The organism is Paraburkholderia sp. A1BS-2L (genome assembly GCF_051125205.1).
GTDB lineage: Bacteria > Pseudomonadota > Gammaproteobacteria > Burkholderiales > Burkholderiaceae > Paraburkholderia.
Genome location: NZ_CP120432.1, coordinates 131,955 through 150,755, shown reverse-complemented (window position 1 = coordinate 150,755; position 18,801 = coordinate 131,955). Strand labels below are relative to the sequence as shown.

The following is an 18,801-nucleotide window of genomic DNA, read 5'->3' as shown; positions in this document are numbered from 1 at the left end:
ATCATTGTGTCTGGCGTTATAGTCTTCACCAATACATAGAGACGTCTTAGGGGAAATTCCGTGTCTGCATATATCGCTCGTCCAAGCGGTGACGACTGGCAAAATGACCTTGCCCTCGAAAAACGTATCCGTTATTGAGAGTGTGTAAAACTTCAGTGACGGAGGATTGAGCAATGGGTAACCCGAGGGCGCGGTACACGCTGGAATTCAAGGTTGAGGCGGTTCGCATGGTGCGTAACGGCCAGAGCCAGGCGGCGGTGGCAAAGATTCTGGGCATCAGTACGCAGACGCTAAACAGCTGGCTCAAGGCTGACGAGGCTGGCAAGCTCGCTGGCGCAGGCAAACAGGTATCGGCCGAACAGATGGAAATTGCGCGACTCAGGGCAGAGAACGCGAAGCTGCGCATGGAGCGCGACATCCTGGGAAAAGCGACGGCATACTTCGCGAAGAGGTCGGCGTGAAGTATGCCTGGATTGAGCGGCACAGCCGACAATGGCCGGTATCCGTGGCCTGTGAGGCGCTGGGTGTCAGCCCCAGTGGTTATCACAACCGCAAGGCCCGAGACGTTGATCCTGATCGGCCGCGCCGACGTATCAGCAACGATGCGTTGCTGGTCCACATCAAGGCCGTGCACGCCGAATCCAAAGGCGAGTACGGCTGGCCGCGCGTGTGGAAAAAGCTGCTTGCGCAAGGCATTCGCGTGAGCAAGGACCGGGTTCAACGGCTGATGAAGCTGCATGGCATCAAGGCGCGGACCAAACGCCGCTTCAAGGCCACGACAGACAGCAGCCACAACCTTCCGGTCGCACCGAACCTGCTGCAACGCGACTTCTCGCCGGCGAAGCCCGATCAGGTCTGGACGACAGACATCACGTATCTGTGGACCGACGAGGGCTGGCTGTACCTGACGGTCATCCTGGATCTGTTTAGCCGCCAGGTCGTGGGCTGGTCGCTCAAGCCGCACATGCGCACGGAGCTGGTTTCTGACGCGTTGCGTATGGCGTGGTTCCGTCGTCGCCCCGAGACCGGTCTGATCGTGCACAGCGACCGTGGGAGCCAATATTGCAGCGCCGAGTTTCAGGACCTGCTCAAGAGCTACGGCATGCAAAGCTCGATGAGTCGCCGAGCAAATTGTTGGGACAACGCACCGACCGAAAGCCTGTGGGGATCGCTGAAGCAGGCGCGCATCCACGGCAAACGCTTTGCGACGCGTCGCGAAGCGATGGACGAGGTAATCGACTGGTTGAGCTTCTACAATCATTCGCGCTTGCACTCGACGTTGAATTACGTCAGTCCGATGCAATTTGAACAAGACTGGCACGCCGCACAGCGAAAGGAAGCGGCATAATAAGTGCTCGGTTAGCGGATGCGAAAATCGCGGGCAACGTCAAAACTGGGCGAATCAACTACTCAGCTGTCACTACGGGCCAGCTAACTACCAAGTTGTTCCCGACAATGACAAGGGCGATGCCGGTATTGAGGGATTTACGGTTTCGTGTGGACATGCCTACCAAGCGTACGGGTGCGAGGAGCCGCTTACGACGAAAGCGCGCTTCATCAAGCAGCGTACGAAGATGACCGATGACGTCGCGAAATTCATCAAAAACAAATCTGCCCTTAGCAAGATCTTTGGGACGGTGAAGATCACCCGCTGGATTCTGTTTGTTCCTTATTTCGACAGCAAAGAGATAGTTGCACTGAGGTTCCCTCGGTTTTTCGCCTTCCAGAGGCCCTTGGTTATGCAGCCGCATCCTTGGTCTGCTGAGCTTTGATCCAGTTTTGCAGGAACTGATCCGGCGATATGAAGCCGAGCGACGAATGACGACGACTGCGGTTATAAAACACTTCGATGTATTCGAACAAGTCCGTCATCGCTTCCTGATGGGTACGGTATCGCGTAGCATGCACCCGTTCGTTCTTCAGGCTGTTGAAGAAACTTTCGGTGGGGGCGTTGTCCCAACAATTTCCCTTGCGGCTCATCGAGCAGTGCATGCCGTATTGCGCCAGCTTGCGCTGGAAGTCGTCGCTGGCGTATTGGCTGCCCCTGTCCGAATGAAGCAGCGCGCCGGGCTCGGGCCGGCGTCGAAACCACGCCATCGTCAGCGCGTCCGTCACGATGTCAGCCGTCATGCGCGGCTTGATCGACCAGCCGACGACCTCCCGGTTGAACAGATCCAGCACGATCGCAAGATACAGCCAGCCCTCATCGGTCCAGATGTACGTGATGTCCGACGTAAAGACCTGATTCGGCGCCGTCGGCGTGAAGTTGCGAGCCAGCAGATTTTCTGCAACCGGCAGCTTGTGCTTCGAGTCCGTCGTGACGCGGTAACGGCGCTTGTGACGGGCCCGGATGCCATTGTCGCGCATGAGCCGCTCAACCCGCTCCTTGCTGGCCGGGAAGCCGCGTGCGCGAATCTCCTCGGTCATCCGTGGCGAGCCATAGGCGCCCTTGACCGCAGCATGGATAGACCGGATCAGGGCGAGCAACTGCGCATCTGTGAGCCGCTTGCGCGCGGGCGTGCCGCCGCGCTTCCACGCGCGATAGCCATTCAGACTGACCGAGAGGACCCCGCACAGCGCCGACAGCGGATAGTGCCGGCGATGCGAATCAATCCAGGCGTACTTCACAGGAGGTCCTTCGCGAAGAACGCCGCCGCTTTTTTTGCGATTTCAAGTTCCATCTGCAGACGCTTGTTCTCAGCCCGCAGGCGAGACAGCTCCATCTGCTCTGGCGTGACAACCTTTGCCCCCGCGCCATTGAGCGTGCCTGCCTCATCGGCCTTGACCCAGTTGCGCAGCGACTGGTGTGAAATCCCCAGTTCACGAGCAACGTCCCGCGCGCCTTGCCCGTCCTTCACTCGCTGTACCGCGAGCGTCCTGAACTCCGCGGTGTATGCCTGCTTCGGTATTTTGAACATCGATTCTTTCCTTCCTTCGGGTCGAGTTTACACACGACCTGCTGGAAGGCGAAATTTCAGGGGAAGCTCAGCACACGCGGCGACCAAAACTGCGGAAGTAATTGACGCTAACCTTCCGTACGTCGACAAGTCTTTCCGAGTTAAGGTGTCGCAGGAGGAAGACTTTGCCGTCGAGCGCGACAAGCTTCTAAATGTCACGTCCGAAAAACTTAAGATTCAGGCACAGCCTGCAAGCGCGATTGCACTGCAAGACTGGTCGGAAAAAAACAGCGTGCTGGTGGCAACCCTCGATTCAAAGCTACAGAAACTGCCAACACTTCCGACGGAAGCGGCGCGCATAGCATTTCGAACGAAAGTCCTCCAGTGGTACGTAGACGGTCAAGACGTACTCGATCAGTTGCGGGAATATCCAGAAATTTATGAGCGCGTGCTCGAAACGAAGTTGCATCGAGAGGGCTTTTTGGCAATGTCCAGCGTCCTCGGGAACAACTCGACCACATCGCTGAAATCAGCACTCGATGACGTGAAGAGTGATTTTCAGAAGGAGGTTAAGGCGCTACACGCCTTTTCTGCAGAGACGCTTGCGTACGAGGCGCTCTCCGATTGGCTCCTTCGCTGCCCGCTAGACTTCCCGGAGAAAAGCAGTGTCTGAGCTTCCTGACGAATTTGACATTTCTGAGCTAGACATTTCGTTTCTCTTTCGACAACGGCCGATTGCTATCCCAGGTGATCTCCGTACGACATGGAAAATCGCTCTGCTTGTTATGTTGCTTTCGAAGTGCTGCCGAGGTGGGAAGTCAAGCCTCACTAAGCTGCACGTGCTGAACTGGGCGATACGAAACCCTGCACATCGCGACGCGCTTCATGCCGCAACAACCGGAACAACTTCGCCAGAGACCCTGCTCGTCCGCTTTGAGCCTTCCATGAATCGAGCAATCGACCTAGCAGGCTGTTGAAAAGTGCCTCGTCATGAAGACCGAAGCAATGTTCAGGAGTGTTTCGCGTGCGATTTTCAGCTGAAATCCAGCTGCGCCAGTCAGTTTGTGCAGGCAACGCGCCTGCGCGGCGGTGCCATGCGCCTCAGTCCGTGCGCTACGGCGGCTCATCGCACCGCTCCCGTAAGCACCGCGTCCATTATTCGCGCCATGCGCGTAAGGTTGCTCGCCACCATCGTGAGCTTGAAGTGCTGGTCGACCCGCTTGATGCCGCGATACACGGTCTGCCGGATACGGCCGACCGTCTTGCCCCAGCCGAAATGCTCCTCGATGCGCTTGCGGATGACCTGGCTCATTTGGTATCCCGCGTGCCGCGATGTACGGTCATCGATCGCGCTGCCACCCGGGCGGGCATCATTGCGTGCGACATGCGGGGTCACATTTCGCACTCGGCAATCGTTTACGAAATCATGCGTGTCGTACGCCTTGTCGGCACCGACTGTCTTGGTGTGAGTGCCCGGCACGCAGTCAAGCAGTCGCAACGCATTGGCCCGCTCGGCAAAGCCATCTGCATGGCTTACCACGGCACCGACCACCAGCCCCGAGCGATTCTCCATCAGGATATGCCCCTGGTAACAAAGGATCGCCGGACTCTGCTTACTCTTCTTGAACAGGCGCGCATCCGCATCGGTGCTCGACTCATGCGTTTCATTGCTGCGCCGCTCTCCCTTCCAGTCGGCTTCGGCGTTGCGCCCGCCGCCGGCCGGCGGATCGTCCGAACCGTCCTTACGGCGAAAACTCTTGTGACTCGCCCATGCCTGAATCAGCGTACCGTCGACCGAAAAATGCTCCCGGGACAGCAGACCCTGTTTATCGGCGAGCCTCATGACTTCCGTGAAGAACGACTCCACAACTTCATGCTCGAGCAGCCGGTCGCGGTTCTTCGAGAAGACGGAGTGATTCCACACCGTGTCCTCGATGGCCAGTCCGACGAACCAGCGAAACAGCAGGTTGTACTGCATCTGCTCCATCAGCATGCGCTCGCTGCGCACCGAATAGAACACCTGCAACAGCAGCGCACGCACCAGCTTCTCCGGTGCAATCGAGGCCCGACCGCTGTCCGCATAGATGACGCTGAACAGTCCGTTGAGTCGCTTCAGAGCCTGATTGACCAGCAACCGGATGGGGCGCAACGGATGGTCGGCTGGAACGAAGTCCTCAAGCTTGACCGTCGTGAAGAGGGTTTCCTGCATCTCATCCATTCCGCGCATCGAATTCACTGCCAAAGATCATGAACACGATATCCATAACGCGTGGCCCCGGAACCCCGTTTACACGGGATCGAAGTTCAACACCCTGCTAGGCATCGGCGATGGCCTTATCCGTAGATGTGGCGGGGGACACGTCGAGCTCACAGCTTTGGGAAAGGCTTATGCCGAAGAAATTGAAAGCGATCAATCGCTCCTATTAGGCGAAAAGTGCTTTGCCAGTTCCATCCGATACAAAGTAACCGAGAAGCTAATAAATGAAATTTTCGGGGTGAGGTCTTAGCATGCGCTTCCGTTGTCTAAAAATCATGCTCGCGACCTCAGATGGTCCGTATGGGACCACATTAACGTTCCCAAACGGCCTTGTGGTTGTCTGGGCAGACAATTCCATGGGCAAGTCGACATGCGTGCGTTCTATACTCATAGCACTCGGCATGGAAGCTATGCTTGGAACTATAAAGTGGACCCGTCAGTCAAGACACTTTTCTGCTTGATTTAAGCTGTAATCGCGTCCAACTGCACAGCTGCCCGGCGCTGCCCCGTCCTGCATTCCTTTCCCGGCCCTTCATCCGTGTGGCCATATTTATCGACGATCAGGGCGCCGCCACCGACACCCAGGCGATAGACCTGATCCGGAGTTGCGTATCCCAGCGACTGGTGCGGGCGTTCGGCGTTGTAGAATGCAAAATATTGTGCCAATCCCACCATCAGCTCGCCCATGTTGGCGTAGCCCTTCAGATACACATCTTCATACTTCACGTTGCGCCACAGTCGCTCCACGAAGATGTTGTCCAACGCCCGCCCGCGTCCGTCCATGCTGATCGCCACGCCCTCGCGTTTGAGCACGGCCGTGAAGGCATCGCTGGTGAACTGGGCGCCTTGATCGCTGTTGAACACATCGGGCTTGCCATGCTCGCGCAGCGCATCTTCCAGGCAGTCCACACAAAATGAGGCGTCCATGCTGTTGCTCACGCGCCAGGACAGCACCCGCCGCGAGTACCAGTCGATGACCGCGACCAGGTAGGCGAAGCCGCGTGCCAGCCGGATATACGTGAGGTCCGTGGACCACACCTGATTGGGCCGCGTTACCGCCACCCCGCGCAGCAGGTAGGGATAAACCTTGTGCTGCGGGTGGGGCTGACTCGTCGCCGGCCCCGGGGCCATGCCCGCCAGGCTCATCTCGCGCATCAGCCGTTGCACACGCTTGCGATTAACGCGCCAGCCGCGACCACGCAAAAACACCACCATGCGCCGGGAGCCGTAGAACGGGCGATGCGTGTATTCCTCGTCGATCAGCGCGCGCAGCTTCAGGTCTTCCTCGTCCTTACGGGCCTGCCGCAATGCCGCGTCCAGTCGTCGGTACACCGTGGCGCGTGGCACGGCCGCCAGTTCACACTGGCGCGTCAGCGGCAGCCGGACATCACCGTGCTCGATCCAGGCCAGGCGCTTCTCCTTGCTTACTCCCCCAACTTTTTTTTAAGCCAGTCCACTTCCATCTTCAGTCGCCCGATCTCGCCGTATAACCGGTCCTCGCTGCTGTTCTCGTCCACCGGCTTGGGGCCGCGCTTGACCTCGAACAGGGCGCCTGCCTTCTCCAGAATCTCCTTCTTCCACTGCCCGACCAGTACCGGATGCACTCCATATGTCTGCGCAATTTCGCTGACCGTCTTCACCCCGCGTACCGCCTCCAAGCCGACCTTCGCCTTGAATTCCGGCGTGTGCACCCTGCGTTTTTTTCCTTCGCTCATTCTCTGCCATCCTTTCGCGGACGACAGCTTAAACTACCGTCTCAAACTCGGGGTCCACTTTACTACTCAGCAGGAGTTGCCGCTGCCGCCCGCGGTGAAGGCAAGTCTCAAGAATAACGAAGACGAGCACCATGTTCTCCAATCCGAAGTGTTTCTGGAGATTGAGAACAAGAAGGGAGAGCTGATAACAATTCAGCGAACCATTAAGGGTACCCGCGACAAAAACCTAATTACCGTTATTCACGGCCCCGCGCTCACTACGAGTGATAGGTCATTTACTTCCACCGACTTCTTCGTGAGTCGAGCAGGCGCAGCGACACGCGAGCTGGGCTTCCACCGCTACCTCGCAGAGTTTCTAGGATGGGAACTACCTGACGTCCAGACGTTCGATGGAAATACAGTTCCTCTGTACCTACAATGTATTTTCCCATATTTCGTCGTCGAGCAAATGCGCGGGTGGTCGACGATCCAGCCGCCGCTTCCTGGGCAATTCCGCATCCGTGAACCCCACAAGCGGGCGGTCGAATTCCTGCTTGATCTCGATGCGCATCGCAACGCGGTCAAAAGGCAGGAACTTCGCCTGAAGAAGGCTCAATTGGAGTCCAGCTGGGCCGCACAGGCGCGTCGCCTGTCCGCCCTAGCCAGTTCCGTGAATGGAGTATTCCAAGGCCTCCCTCGACAGCCTGTCTCAGCTTGGCCACCCGCGATCCACCCAATTTTGATGGTTCGACATCAAGATACATTGATCCCAATTGACCAGCGCGTCAAAGACCAGACCAGTCGACTTCGGGAACTTCAAAGGAGTGAAATTCCTCGGGTAGCCGACGCAGCCCCGGCCCTTGAGGGTGAACTTGCTTCTGCCGAAAGCGCAGTTCAAGAACGACAAGCGCTGGTAAATCGCTTGTCCGATATCCTAAATACAGAAACTCATGAGCTGGGCCAGGTTGAGCGACGTATAACAGTCCTGCGCGAAGATATCCAGCGTAATAAAGACGTGAAGACGCTGAAGGCTCTAGGTTCCCGCAGGAATTCGGAAGTTGAAGCCGATCATTGCCCCGTATGCCATCAAGACCTTTCGGGAGCCCTTGTTCAGTTGTCTCCTGAACAAGAAGTTATGCCGATTGATGAAAACATCGAATTCCTGTCTGAACAGCTCCGAACGTTCCAGGCGATGGAAGCGAGCGCAACAAAGCTGGTTGAAGCTCGACGCCAGCAGATGCATGCCACGCGCGACGACCTAAATCGGCTCCGTCAAAGAGTCCGCGTACTACGGAAGACTCTGATAGAAGACGACCGTGCTCCATCCGCAGCCGCAGTCCAAGAGCGTTTTGAGCTCGAAAACATTTTACGTCAAGACGAAATTCTCTCCGAACGCGTCGCCGTCGAATTTGAGACATTCTCCAATTTGGCAAAGGATTGGAGAGCCGTGGAAACAGGCCTTGCTGCGTTGCCCTCAGCCGACATCACCGACGGCGACCGCGCGAAGCTAAACCAATGGGGATCAGCTATTCGGACGCAGCTTGGCAACTATGGCTTCAAAAGCCTTTCCGCGGACCAAGTGGATCTGTCGTCCGACGCCTATCGCCCGGAGTACGACGGCTTCGATCTGCAGACTAGCATCTCTGCGAGCGACCTCATCCGCACAATTTGGTCCTACCTCTACGGCATGCTCGAACTCTCGCGCGATAACCACACTCAGCACCCTGGTTGCGTGCTATTCGACGAACCGCGACAGCAAAGTACCCGAGACGTGAGCTTCAGAGCTTTGCTCGAACAAGCGTCCCACGCAGGGAAGTTCGACCAGCAGGTAATATTCTTCACAAGCGAAGACCGTCAGCGTTTGAAACTGCATCTCAAGGGCTTACCACATACTTTGCGTGAGATCGATGGGCGTATTCTTAAGCCGCTAAATCCGACTGAGTGACTCTAGCCGTTTGGCGCGTTACCGCACCGAGGTCCGCGTCAAGCACGATTGAAATCAGACGGCGCCACGACAAGCTCATGTCGTTCGCGAAGCCGCGGAATACGGTGATCGGCGGACTGCCAGCAACATCGTAAGCGACTAGAGCCGTTACGCGCATCGTCGTGGCATCGGGGGAATGAATTTTTAGACCGCACGAGAGGTGAGAAGCAGGAATCTGGGAAATTTAAATCCTCGGCCTGATAGTTCTCGCGTCTTAGTCACAGGTAACCCGACGCTCGCGAGAGCGGACATGTATCGCTCAAGCGGGTGGTGGAAATGCGTTGTAAGCATATCACTAGCTTGCTTGCGGATTTTGAATTCGCCCTCTACCGCGAACGACTTTTCGTAGCGGAACTTGGGATCGGATGCGTACCCCCAATATAAAGGCCAGAAGCAAGGGTGCGGAATAGTGGCGATAAATAACGCGTCCCTCTTCAGTATCCGGCGTGATGCGGCGAAAAAAGTCTCCAAATCGGGCGCGCTACTCGCTGCCATGTTTGAGATTGCGGCATCGAAACGCGAACGCGAACGCCGATGCGCATACTCTTCGATACTCTCGGCATGATAGGTTATGGAAGGACTTGCATGACGCATCTGCGCAATTGCAATTGACTCATGACTTGGATCTAATCCGACAGCGATTTTGGCTCGCGACGCGACGCGGGCAGTGAGCCAACCGGTGCCGCAGCCGATGTCTGCCAAGTAGTCGACGTCCGTTAGCTCGTCAAGTATTGCAGGCGCGAGTACAAAATTGGCGCTGTGATCTTTGCCTGAGGAAATCTGTTGCTCCCGCAACGCAGCGATTGCATCCCACTCGCGCCTAATACGCGACAAGCTTTTAGTTTTTCTTAAACTTATCATTGGCGGCCCTAATGGAGCGAATGAGATCGTGTGCCATCGAATATGTTGGATGCGACGAGTCAAGTTCCTCAATAATGTGCGGCTCGTTGGGCTTTTTGCGACCTACAGCCACGTACGAAGAGGCATGATTGCCTGCATTCACGACCGTGAAGCGGGTCACTGGCTCGAATCCGAAGGCGCTGTATTCAATTATTTCCGCTCCGATCGCACCGAGTGCTTTGACCTGTTCCGTGCTGTGATGGACCAAGAATGTCAGTTCCCCACGGCGAGCCTTGTTCTCAAGTAGGGAGTAGATCCGCTGTTCGGAAATCCAGCTAGCGTCACGAGAGCAAATTTCGCATTTTCCACTGCTGCGCAGGATCGCATACATGTAGTCGTTGATCGCGCTAGTATTCTTATATTGCTTCGCGGCTCGCTTACGCTCCTCACGAATATCCGCGATGGCGACGGCACCGAATACCAACACCGTCAGAAAGACAAAGCCAATTTGTGTGTTAGTGAGAGATGCTGCTGGTGGTCGGAGAGTGAAAAACAGCCCAATGAGAGAAGCCGCCGCAGCGAGCCAGTTGAGAATAGGCCTCATAGACGTCCCAGTATGGATTAGCGCAATGCGTTCCGCAGGATCTGCAGGATAATCTGCGCCATGCGAGATGTTCTGGACATTGATTTTTCTTGGATGTGTCTTTTGGTTTTCGTTCAGGTTCGCGCCCCGATGCGCGGACGCGTAAGTATATAAGATCCGTAAAACTCGGCTTGCTTGATCTCGAACATCCCGCTTACCGACCAACGATGTAGTTTCACTCCATTTGATATTACAGGAGGAGTGTCGCGGCGCGGCGCCGCCGGGGCACGCAAACTGTCGGCGCAGTATCGTGTGGTCCACGACACCCCGTTTTCCTATGCCACTACCACGGCTTCTTTTGAACCGTTTTGTAACGCGTGGTCGCCCACTCGATCACATCCGGCTCAATCTGTCCGACACTATCGGACTGACCGATCTTAACGATCGTTGGCGGCTCGGCGTTCTCCGATCCGGCTGCGGCGAGCAGCCTGCCATTCCCTTTGGAGACGTTCCATGATCCATTGCTGTGTCCGTGGACTATCAGGTCTTCATCGCCTGCTTCCAACCGGAAGCAAACGGCGCATCGATGTTCGTTGATATCGCTCATAGTGGTATTCCGATCAGTCGTTCCAGTCCCGCGATCGCTTCCAAACGCCGTCTTTGTACTCGAACTCAGCTTCTTGGCTCGACTGCGCGTAGACGAACGTGACTGTCGCAATCAGCCGGCCGCCCTCACGAAAATAGCTGACGTACGGGGAGGTGTCCGTTGGCAGTGCCGCGATCTCCTTCGCGTACAGTACGTCGATCCGTTCGCAAAGTGACTCTTGCTTGTCCGTCTGGACGTTGAATTCTTCTTCTCGTTTCATTTGAATCTCGTTAGCCGATCAATGTGAAATTTTCCTGTGTCCAATTACTTGCGGCGGCGAGCACGCTCGATTGCGTCGTCGGCAATGGTATTCGGAGTCTCGAACGTCACGCCACCGTCCCATTCGAGCGTCACCGGAGCACCACACGACGCACAGGTGGACGCCTCGCTGAGCTTCCCCTGAAATTTCGCCTTCCAGCAGGTCGTGTGTAAACTCGACCCGAAGGAAGGAAAGAATCGATGTTCAAAATACCGAAGCAGGCATACACCGCGGAGTTCAGGACGCTCGCGGTACAGCGAGTGAAGGACGGGCAAGGCGCGCGGGACGTTGCTCGTGAACTGGGGATTTCACACCAGTCGCTGCGCAACTGGGTCAAGGCCGATGAGGCAGGCACGCTCAATGGCGCGGGGGCAAAGGTTGTCACGCCAGAGCAGATGGAGCTGTCTCGCCTGCGGGCTGAGAACAAGCGTCTGCAGATGGAACTTGAAATCGCAAAAAAAGCGGCGGCGTTCTTCGCGAAGGACCTCCTGTGAAGTACGCCTGGATTGATTCGCATCGCCGGCACTATCCGCTGTCGGCGCTGTGCGGGGTCCTCTCGGTCAGTCTGAATGGCTATCGCGCGTGGAAGCGCGGCGGCACGCCCGCGCGCAAGCGGCTCACAGATGCGCAGTTGCTCGCCCTGATCCGGTCTATCCATGCTGCGGTCAAGGGCGCCTATGGCTCGCCACGGATGACCGAGGAGATTCGCGCACGCGGCTTCCCGGCCAGCAAGGAGCGGGTTGAGCGGCTCATGCGCGACAATGGCATCCGGGCCCGTCACAAGCGCCGTTACCGCGTCACGACGGACTCGAAGCACAAGCTGCCGGTTGCAGAAAATCTGCTGGCTCGCAACTTCACGCCGACGGCGCCGAATCAGGTCTTTACGTCGGACATCACGTACATCTGGACCGATGAGGGCTGGCTGTATCTTGCGATCGTGCTGGATCTGTTCAACCGGGAGGTCGTCGGCTGGTCGATCAAGCCGCGCATGACGGCTGACATCGTGACGGACGCGCTGACGATGGCGTGGTTTCGACGCCGGCCCGAGCCCGGCGCGCTGCTTCATTCGGACAGGGGCAGCCAATACGCCAGCGACGACTTCCAGCGCAAGCTGGCGCAATACGGCATGCACTGCTCGATGAGCCGCAAGGGAAATTGTTGGGACAACGCCCCCACCGAAAGTTTCTTCAACAGCCTGAAGAACGAACGGGTGCATGCTACGCGATACCGTACCCATCAGGAAGCGATGACGGACTTGTTCGAATACATCGAAGTGTTTTATAACCGCAGTCGTCGTCATTCGTCGCTCGGCTTCATATCGCCGGATCAGTTCCTGCAAAACTGGATCAAAGCTCAGCAGACCAAGGATGCGGCTGCATAACCAAGGGCCTCTGGAAGGCGAAAAACCGAGGGAACCTCACGCCGTCATGCAAGTCACCATCGAGGCGTTCTTCACCACGCTTACCGCATGCAGCGCATTTGTACGTGTTGTGAACACACAAAAGAGTTTGACACCATGAACGTCACATAATCAGTCACTTAGCGGAACGCTTGATCACGCTCTGACGAAATAAAGTTTGACACAATGACAATCCAACACCTTTGGTATCGGCATCTCGCGATAAAAGAGTTTGACACAAGTGGGAGCGCCGAAAAGGCTTTTGAAAGTGCGCCGGCGATGCCGCCCCGAGATCGGAGGGCCGAAGCCGACCCGCTCCGGCCGCTCGCCTTGGCTTGAATGCAACGGCCGCTTCCAAGTTACACCGGCCGTTGCTATTACGCGGCCGCGATCGATGGAAAATCGGCCGGAACAACCGTTCGCATGTTGCCAGCTACGGTCAATGCGCAATAATCGATTTGACGCTTTGCGAACTGGAGATGCGGTTCCGAGCCAACATCCCCGCTGAGACATTCGTGCGCCCTTCAGGCGCCGGGATCACTCTGTTTTTCTCATCAGCAATTGCAGGAGCACCGGCAACACAAGCAGCACCAGCGGCAATTGCACGATCAGCCCGGAAATGATCGCGACCGCCAATGGCTGCTGCATCGCGGAACCCTGTCCCAACGCGAATGCGAGCGGCAGCAGTGCGAGAATTGCGGCGATCGTCGTCATCGCAATCGGGCGCAGCCGGTTTCGGCCCGCTTCGATCAGCGCCTGCCGGAACGGAACGCCTTCGTCGAGCACGAGGCCTTGCAGTTCCGATACATAGAAGATTGCGACCTCGGTTACGATTCCGATGATCATCGTCATGCCCATCATCGCCGAGATGTTCAGCTCTATGCCGCTCACCCAGAGTCCGACAAATACCGCGCCCGCCGCCAATAGCGGCATCGCCATTACGGCAAGCGCGACGCGAAAACGCTCGTACAGGAACAGAAGCAGGCCGAACACGAGCGCGATCGCCGCGCCAAACACCGTCAAAAGGCCCTTGAATGCGATCTGCTGTTGCCGATACAGGCCACCCAGTTCGTAGTAGACGCCGGCAGGCAACAGGCTGGACTCGCCGAGTGCCTTCTGCACGTCGGCAATCGTCGAGCCGAGATCTCGGCCGTCGATGCGCGCGGTCACCGCGACCATCCGCTTCAGGTTGTCCCGGCTGATCTCCGGCTGGCCGGACACTGACACGCGGTCTGCAACGCGATTCAACGCAAACAGATGGCCATCCGGTGCGCGGATCTCCAATTGCCCCAGTTGCGTATCGGTCAGTTTCATTGCATTCGCGACGCGCACGCGCACGCTGATCGTCTTCGGCCCCGTCTGGAACTGCGTCGCGACGCTCCCTTCGACCATGTCGGACACTACCTGCGCGATCGACTGCGGGTCCATGCCTTCCGCCGCGGCGGCTTCGGGCCGGATGCGCAGTTCGAGCGCGTCGCCGGCCGGATTGATGCCGTTGTCCACGTCCACGATGCCGGGAATCTTGCCGATTCGCGCTGCGACCTTTTGCGCAGTCGTGTCGAGCGTGTCCTGATCGTCCGAATAGATCTTGATCTGCACCGGCTGTGGTACCGCGGTCAGATCGCCGATCAGGTCCTCCATCAATTGAGCCAGCTCGATGCTGGCGCCCGGCACCTGCGTCTCCACCTTCGAGCGGATCTCTTCCATCACGGTTTCGATCGGCTCGCGATCGCCCGACTTCAGCCGCACGAAAAAGTCGCCCTTGTTCGGCTCGTTCAGGTCGCCGCCGAGGCCGGCACCCGTGCGGCGCGAATAGGTGGCGACATTCGGATTCGCGCGGATGATCGCTTCGATCTGCTGCATCAGCCGGTCGGTCTCGGTGATCGACGTGCCCGGTTCCGTGTGGTAATCGAGCACGAAGCCGCCTTCGTCCATCGTCGGCATGAAGCCGCTGCCGACACGGGTGAATGCAAACGTCGCGACCATCACGAGCGGAATCAGTCCGATCAGCACGAGCGGCGGCCGTGCGGTCACGTGCTCGATCAAATATGCGTAGCGCTGGTTCATCCATTGCGCGAAGCGCGACTCGGCGTGCTCCTCGGCGTCCTTCGCCTTCAGCCAGCGATCGCACAGAATCGGCACCGCGAGCCATGTGACGAGAAACGATATGAAAAGTGCGCTTGCCATCGTCACCGACAGCGCCTTGAAGAACGCGCCGGTCACGCCGGACAGAAACGCGAGCGGCACGAAGATGATCAGCGTCGCGGCCGACGAGCCGGCCAGCGGCCGCGTGAATTCGAGCGCCGCGCTCATCACGCGGCCGTGGAACGCCTGAGCGCCGGCCTCGCGCATCCGCCGCGTGATGTGCTCGATCATCACGATCGCATCGTCGATCACGAGGCCAACCGCTGCCGCCATCCCGCCCAGCGTCATGATATTGAAGCCCATGCCGAACACGTCGAGCAGCAGGATCGCGGCGGCCATCACGACCGGCACGACCGCTACCGCGATCGCGGTGATCTTCCAGTTGCGCAGGAACGCGAACAGTGTGAACGCGGCGAGCAGAACGCCGATCAGGATCGCGTCACGCACGCTGCCGGCCGACGCAATCACGAGTTCACTCTGATCGTACCAGTTGGACAGATGCACGCCCGGCGGCATCTGATGCTGGAACGCCGCGAGTTTCGCGCGGATCTCCTTCGCCATCGCGACGCTGTTCGCGCCCGGTTGCTGGAATATATTGATCAGCACAGCATCCTGGCCATCGGCGGTCACGCGCATCCATTGCGGTGTCACGCCTTCGCGGACCGATGCAATATTGCCGAGGCGGATCTGTGTCGCACCGGTTGCAGATACAACAACATCTTTCAACTGGTCGATTCGGGTGATCGTCGCGTCCGCAATCACAAGATACAACTTGTAATGATCTTCGATGCGGCCCGTTGCCATCAGCACATTGCTCGCGCCGATCGCCTTCGATACATCGGCTAACGACAGCTTGTACGCGGCCAGGCGCGCAGGATCGATTGCGACTTCGAATTCGTCCTGTGCGCCGCCCATCACGTCGACGCGCGCGACGCCTGCCACCGACGACAGCAGCGGCCGCATCTGAAACTGTGCGAGATCGCGCAGCGCCGACGGCGACTGCTGTTTCGACGTGAGGCTGTACGCGAGCACCGGGAACACGGTCGGATCCATCCGCCGCACCTGCATCGAGGTGCCCTGCGGGAGGGTCGCGAGAATCTCGCTGATTGCCGATTGCGCCTGCAACGTCGCCTGCGCCATATCGGTGCCCCAGTCGAAATTGATCGAGATCTGGGCTGACCCGCGGCTCGTCGTCGACTGGACGTCACGTACGTTCGGCACCCGGCGCAGCGCTTCCTCGACGGGCATCGTGACAAGCGTCGCCATCTGCTCGGCAGGGCGATCGCCGGCGTCGAGCGAGACCACGGCGCGCGGAAATGCGACGTTCGGAAACAGCGAAATCGGCAGACGGAATGCCGTCATCGCCCCGGCAATCGCGGCGAGCGCAATCACGAACAGCAGCGACCGCCGGTGCTTCTGCATCCATTGACCGAAATTCATCGTGCCGCGCTCCCGGCGATCTGCACAGCCATGCCGTCCTTTAATTCATAGTTGCCGCTGACGACGAGCGGCCGCGCCCCGTCGAGCATGCCGTCGACGCCGTAACGGTTGCCGTCCTCGACCTTCGTGACCACGGTGACGCGATGCGCCTTGCGATCCGGCGTGATCTGGAACACATATTCACCCTTTTCATCCGTCAATACCGCCGAGCGCGGAACGACCCAGTGCTCGCCAGTGAGCGTCGCAATATCGGCGCGCACCCGCGTGCCCGGGATGAACGCGGTCGGGCCGACCGGCACGTTGGCACCGACATTGACGAGCTGGCTTTGCGCATCGACCGACGCGCCAACCATCACCACACGCCCCGTCACCGCCGCCTTCGCGAGCGCGGTGGACAGGCCGTGCAGCGTGACGGCGTCACCGATGTGAACGGCGGCGGCATCCGCCGGTTCGATGCCGAGCATCACGTTCGCGCGTGCGTCCTCGCCGCTCGCCGCGACGGCCAACTGCATGATTGCGGCGCCGGCCTGCACCTGATCGCCTTGCGCGACGGACACCTGCAGCACGACCGCGTCGACCGGCGCGGCGATCGTCCTGCTGCCCGCGGCAATCCCCGTCTGGGCCTGGGCATCGAGCGCCTGCTGTGCGTCCAGCAGTGCCTTCTTCGCGGCGGCAAGCTGCGATTGAGTGGCGAGGCCCTTGTCATACAGCGATTGCGTGCGGCTGAGTTCGCCATGCGCAAGCGCCAGTGCGCTTTTCGCCTGGCTGGCGGCGACAACGGCGGCTGGGTCGGCCTGGACGACGACAAGCGGCGTGCCGCGCTTGACCGCTTGCCCCGGTTGCACGCGCATCTGCACGATCCGCGCGACGTAGAGCAGGTTCACGGTCGTCACGTTCGATGCCGAGGCTGCGACGATCCCGTACGCACGCACCGGTTGCGCAATTGTGCCGCGCTCGACATGCGCGGTCTGGACCGTTGCGACCGCGGCGTCAGGCGTGTCGTCGGCATGTGCGGGCAGGCTCCAGCCGACCGCGACAGCAACGAAGGTGGCTGCGCTGCATGCCGCAACGCGCCGGACCGGCATGGAGAATCGGTTATTTCGCATGGGTTTCGGTGAAAGTCTGATCGGAGGAGAAGGCGTCGGGAATCGCACTGCCGAGCAGCGCCTGCAGACCGACGCGTTGTTCGGCGAGCGATTCGTGCAGCGTCGCGACATCAACGCGCTTCGAAAGCGCAGCGATCTGTGCATCGGCGTACGCGCCGATCGTGAGATTGTGATCGGCATACGCTTGCGCGGCATGCCGCGCGTCGCTGTCGACTCCGGGCAGCGCAGCCTGGGTCTGTTCGAGCTGGCGCGCGAGAATCGCGCTGTCCGCGCGCAGGTGCGCCACGTCCGCGTACGCCTGGTTCAGGCGATTCTGGTATTCGTCGCGCAGCCGCTGGCGAGTGGCTTTTTCGATTGCGACATTGCCCTGATTGCGGTTGAAGATCGGCAGGCTCAGATTGATCTGGAAGCCGCTCGTGTAGATCTCCGACGTATCGCGTGCGCGGACGAATCCGACCGACAGGCTCGGAAACTGGCTCAGGATCGCCGCGCGATACTTCTGTTCCTGTGCTTGATAGCCCGCCTGCAGCGCAAGCAGATCGGGGCGCCGTTTCGGCAACGAAGCGGCGGCCTCGTCGATAGTCGCATCGGCCACCGGCGTTGCGTCGTCGTCACCCGTGAGCTGCAGGTGCACATCGGGGGCGAGTCCGAGCAGCGCGTTCAGATCGTGATGGGTCTGCTCCGCCGAGCGCTCGGCGTCGGTGTATTGCTTGCGGGCGTCGTTATATGAAGTGAGCGAGGCTGTCAGGGTGTCTTCCGTCAGATTGCCCTCACGCCGCGCTTCGGCCATCCGTTCGTAACGCGTGCGCGTCAGGTCGCGCTGTTGCCCCAGCAACGGCAATGTCTCGTCCAGGAGGCGAGTCTTCAGGAACAGTTGCTTCGCCTGAGCGACGACCTGCCATTCCTGCCACAGCAGGCCAAGATCGGTTTTGGCGACCGTCGCATCGGCCGACTTCCTGTTTGCGGCGCGCGTGACGATCGCCATCACGTCCATGCTCAAGCCGTAATTGAACGCGCGAGAGAAACCCGCAGCGCCGGGATAGTCACTTGAGACGCTCAGTTGCGGATCGGGCAGCAGACCTGCCGAAAATGCCTGTGCGCGGGCGATGCCGAGATCATCACGAGCCAGTTTCAGATCGGGATTGTTCGCGACGGCCAGCATCGCGACTTCCTCGATATCGAGTCCGTCGGACGGATCGAAGCGATGTGCGGCCAGTTCCGGCAGCGGCATCGTCGCCGGGTCAATCCGAATTCGTTCGAGTGAGCGAGCCGATGTCGACGTAAGTTGCACGGACAGTGGTTCGGGATGGTACCAGGCGCAGCTGGCGATGAAGAGCGCGCACATCGGCGCGAGGACGCGAAGTGACGCGCGACAGGCAGCGTGAACAGTTTGCAAATTTAGGCTCCTGACGGGAAGCGGCGCGAGTGCAAAGTCACAGAGGGACTCGTATCTGGACGCGGGCTATTCTGCCGGAACTTGCTTAGCTAAGCCTGAACATGTCGGCAGAAATTATGCATGAGCGGAAACGAAATAGAGCCTGGCAGTCTCGG

At 58.8% G+C, this 18,801-nt stretch carries 15 protein-coding genes; 5 read left to right on the top strand and 10 right to left on the bottom strand.

The annotated features are described in order from the left end of the window. The first annotated feature begins 173 nt into the window (after positions 1–173). Together P5W98_RS34505 and P5W98_RS34500 are read left to right on the top strand one after the other, a co-directional pair. Positions 174–1,348, top strand: a protein-coding gene (locus P5W98_RS34505; protein WP_421028881.1) for an IS3 family transposase whose coding sequence is annotated in 2 segments (ribosomal slippage) — positions 174–423 and positions 423–1,348 — 1,176 coding nt in all. Because the reading frame shifts where the segments join, the coding sequence is not laid out codon by codon here. After that, positions 1,305–1,772: a hypothetical protein gene (locus P5W98_RS34500; protein ID WP_421029007.1), complete on the top strand. Its 468-nt coding sequence runs from the start codon at positions 1,305–1,307 to the stop codon at positions 1,770–1,772. Before P5W98_RS34505 ends, P5W98_RS34500 begins: the two co-directional genes overlap by 44 nt. On the opposite strand, the gene P5W98_RS34495 is transcribed toward P5W98_RS34500, so the two are convergent. Beyond that, positions 1,738–2,918, bottom strand: a protein-coding gene (locus P5W98_RS34495; RefSeq protein WP_421023114.1) for an IS3 family transposase whose coding sequence is annotated in 2 segments (ribosomal slippage) — positions 1,738–2,666 and positions 2,666–2,918 — 1,182 coding nt in all. Because the reading frame shifts where the segments join, the coding sequence is not laid out codon by codon here. The two genes, P5W98_RS34500 and P5W98_RS34495, sit on opposite strands and share 35 nt — an antisense overlap. A gap of 145 nt (positions 2,919–3,063) precedes the next feature. On the opposite strand from P5W98_RS34495, the gene P5W98_RS34490 reads away from it, so the two are divergent. Beyond that, positions 3,064–3,570 (top strand): hypothetical protein, encoded by a 507-nt coding sequence (locus tag P5W98_RS34490; protein WP_421029006.1) that lies wholly within the window; start codon positions 3,064–3,066, stop codon positions 3,568–3,570. A gap of 450 nt (positions 3,571–4,020) precedes the next feature. Here P5W98_RS34490 and P5W98_RS34485 read toward each other — a convergent pair whose 3' ends face one another. Both P5W98_RS34485 and P5W98_RS34480 read right to left on the bottom strand, forming a co-directional pair. Next, the gene (locus P5W98_RS34485) at positions 4,021–5,124 is read right to left on the bottom strand and encodes an IS5 family transposase (protein ID WP_421029110.1); all 1,104 of its coding nucleotides are present in this window, start codon (positions 5,122–5,124) and stop codon (positions 4,021–4,023) included. A gap of 492 nt (positions 5,125–5,616) precedes the next feature. Then, positions 5,617–6,869, bottom strand: a protein-coding gene (locus P5W98_RS34480) for an IS3 family transposase (protein ID WP_421024845.1) whose coding sequence is annotated in 2 segments (ribosomal slippage) — positions 5,617–6,584 and positions 6,584–6,869 — 1,254 coding nt in all. Because the reading frame shifts where the segments join, the coding sequence is not laid out codon by codon here. Here P5W98_RS34480 and P5W98_RS34475 point away from each other — a divergent pair. Beyond that, positions 6,826–8,793 (top strand): hypothetical protein, encoded by a 1,968-nt coding sequence (locus P5W98_RS34475; RefSeq protein WP_421029005.1) that lies wholly within the window; start codon positions 6,826–6,828, stop codon positions 8,791–8,793. The genes P5W98_RS34480 and P5W98_RS34475 overlap by 44 nt on opposite strands. A gap of 183 nt (positions 8,794–8,976) precedes the next feature. Here P5W98_RS34475 and P5W98_RS34470 read toward each other — a convergent pair whose 3' ends face one another. The 4 genes from P5W98_RS34470 to P5W98_RS34455 are packed head-to-tail and all read right to left on the bottom strand — an operon-like array spanning position 8,977 to position 11,121. Next, positions 8,977–9,693 carry a class I SAM-dependent methyltransferase gene (locus P5W98_RS34470; protein WP_421073405.1) on the bottom strand — a complete coding sequence of 239 codons (717 nt, stop codon included), beginning with the start codon at positions 9,691–9,693 and terminating at the stop codon, positions 8,977–8,979. Further along, the gene (locus P5W98_RS34465; RefSeq protein ID WP_421029003.1) at positions 9,671–10,576 is read right to left on the bottom strand and encodes a hypothetical protein; all 906 of its coding nucleotides are present in this window, start codon (positions 10,574–10,576) and stop codon (positions 9,671–9,673) included. The genes P5W98_RS34470 and P5W98_RS34465 overlap by 23 nt, the downstream gene beginning before the upstream one ends. Positions 10,577–10,598: 22 nt before the next feature. Next, a complete protein-coding gene (locus P5W98_RS34460) occupies positions 10,599–10,862 on the bottom strand; it encodes a hypothetical protein (protein ID WP_421029002.1) in 264 nt (87 codons plus the stop codon). A 13-nt stretch (positions 10,863–10,875) separates the two neighbouring features. Beyond that, positions 10,876–11,121, bottom strand: a complete 246-nt coding sequence (locus P5W98_RS34455) for a hypothetical protein (RefSeq protein WP_421029001.1) — start codon at positions 11,119–11,121, stop codon at positions 10,876–10,878. Between the two features lie 239 nt (positions 11,122–11,360). On the opposite strand from P5W98_RS34455, the gene P5W98_RS34450 reads away from it, so the two are divergent. Then, a protein-coding gene (locus tag P5W98_RS34450; protein WP_421023114.1) for an IS3 family transposase occupies positions 11,361–12,541 on the top strand; the annotation gives its coding sequence in 2 pieces (ribosomal slippage) (positions 11,361–11,613 and positions 11,613–12,541; 1,182 coding nt in all). Between the two features lie 555 nt (positions 12,542–13,096). On the opposite strand, the gene P5W98_RS34445 is transcribed toward P5W98_RS34450, so the two are convergent. Genes P5W98_RS34445 through P5W98_RS34435 form a run of 3 tightly spaced genes read right to left on the bottom strand, consistent with a single transcriptional unit; the run spans position 13,097 to position 18,481 of the window. Next, on the bottom strand, positions 13,097–16,144 hold the full coding sequence (locus P5W98_RS34445; protein WP_421029000.1) for an efflux RND transporter permease subunit: 3,048 nt from the start codon (positions 16,142–16,144) through the stop codon (positions 13,097–13,099). Continuing rightward, positions 16,141–17,250: an efflux RND transporter periplasmic adaptor subunit gene (locus tag P5W98_RS34440; RefSeq protein WP_421028999.1), complete on the bottom strand. Its 1,110-nt coding sequence runs from the start codon at positions 17,248–17,250 to the stop codon at positions 16,141–16,143. The genes P5W98_RS34445 and P5W98_RS34440 overlap by 4 nt, the downstream gene beginning before the upstream one ends. After that, a complete protein-coding gene (locus tag P5W98_RS34435) occupies positions 17,240–18,481 on the bottom strand; it encodes a TolC family protein (RefSeq protein WP_421028998.1) in 1,242 nt (413 codons plus the stop codon). The genes P5W98_RS34440 and P5W98_RS34435 overlap by 11 nt, the downstream gene beginning before the upstream one ends. Between the last annotated feature and the right edge of the window lie 320 nt (positions 18,482–18,801).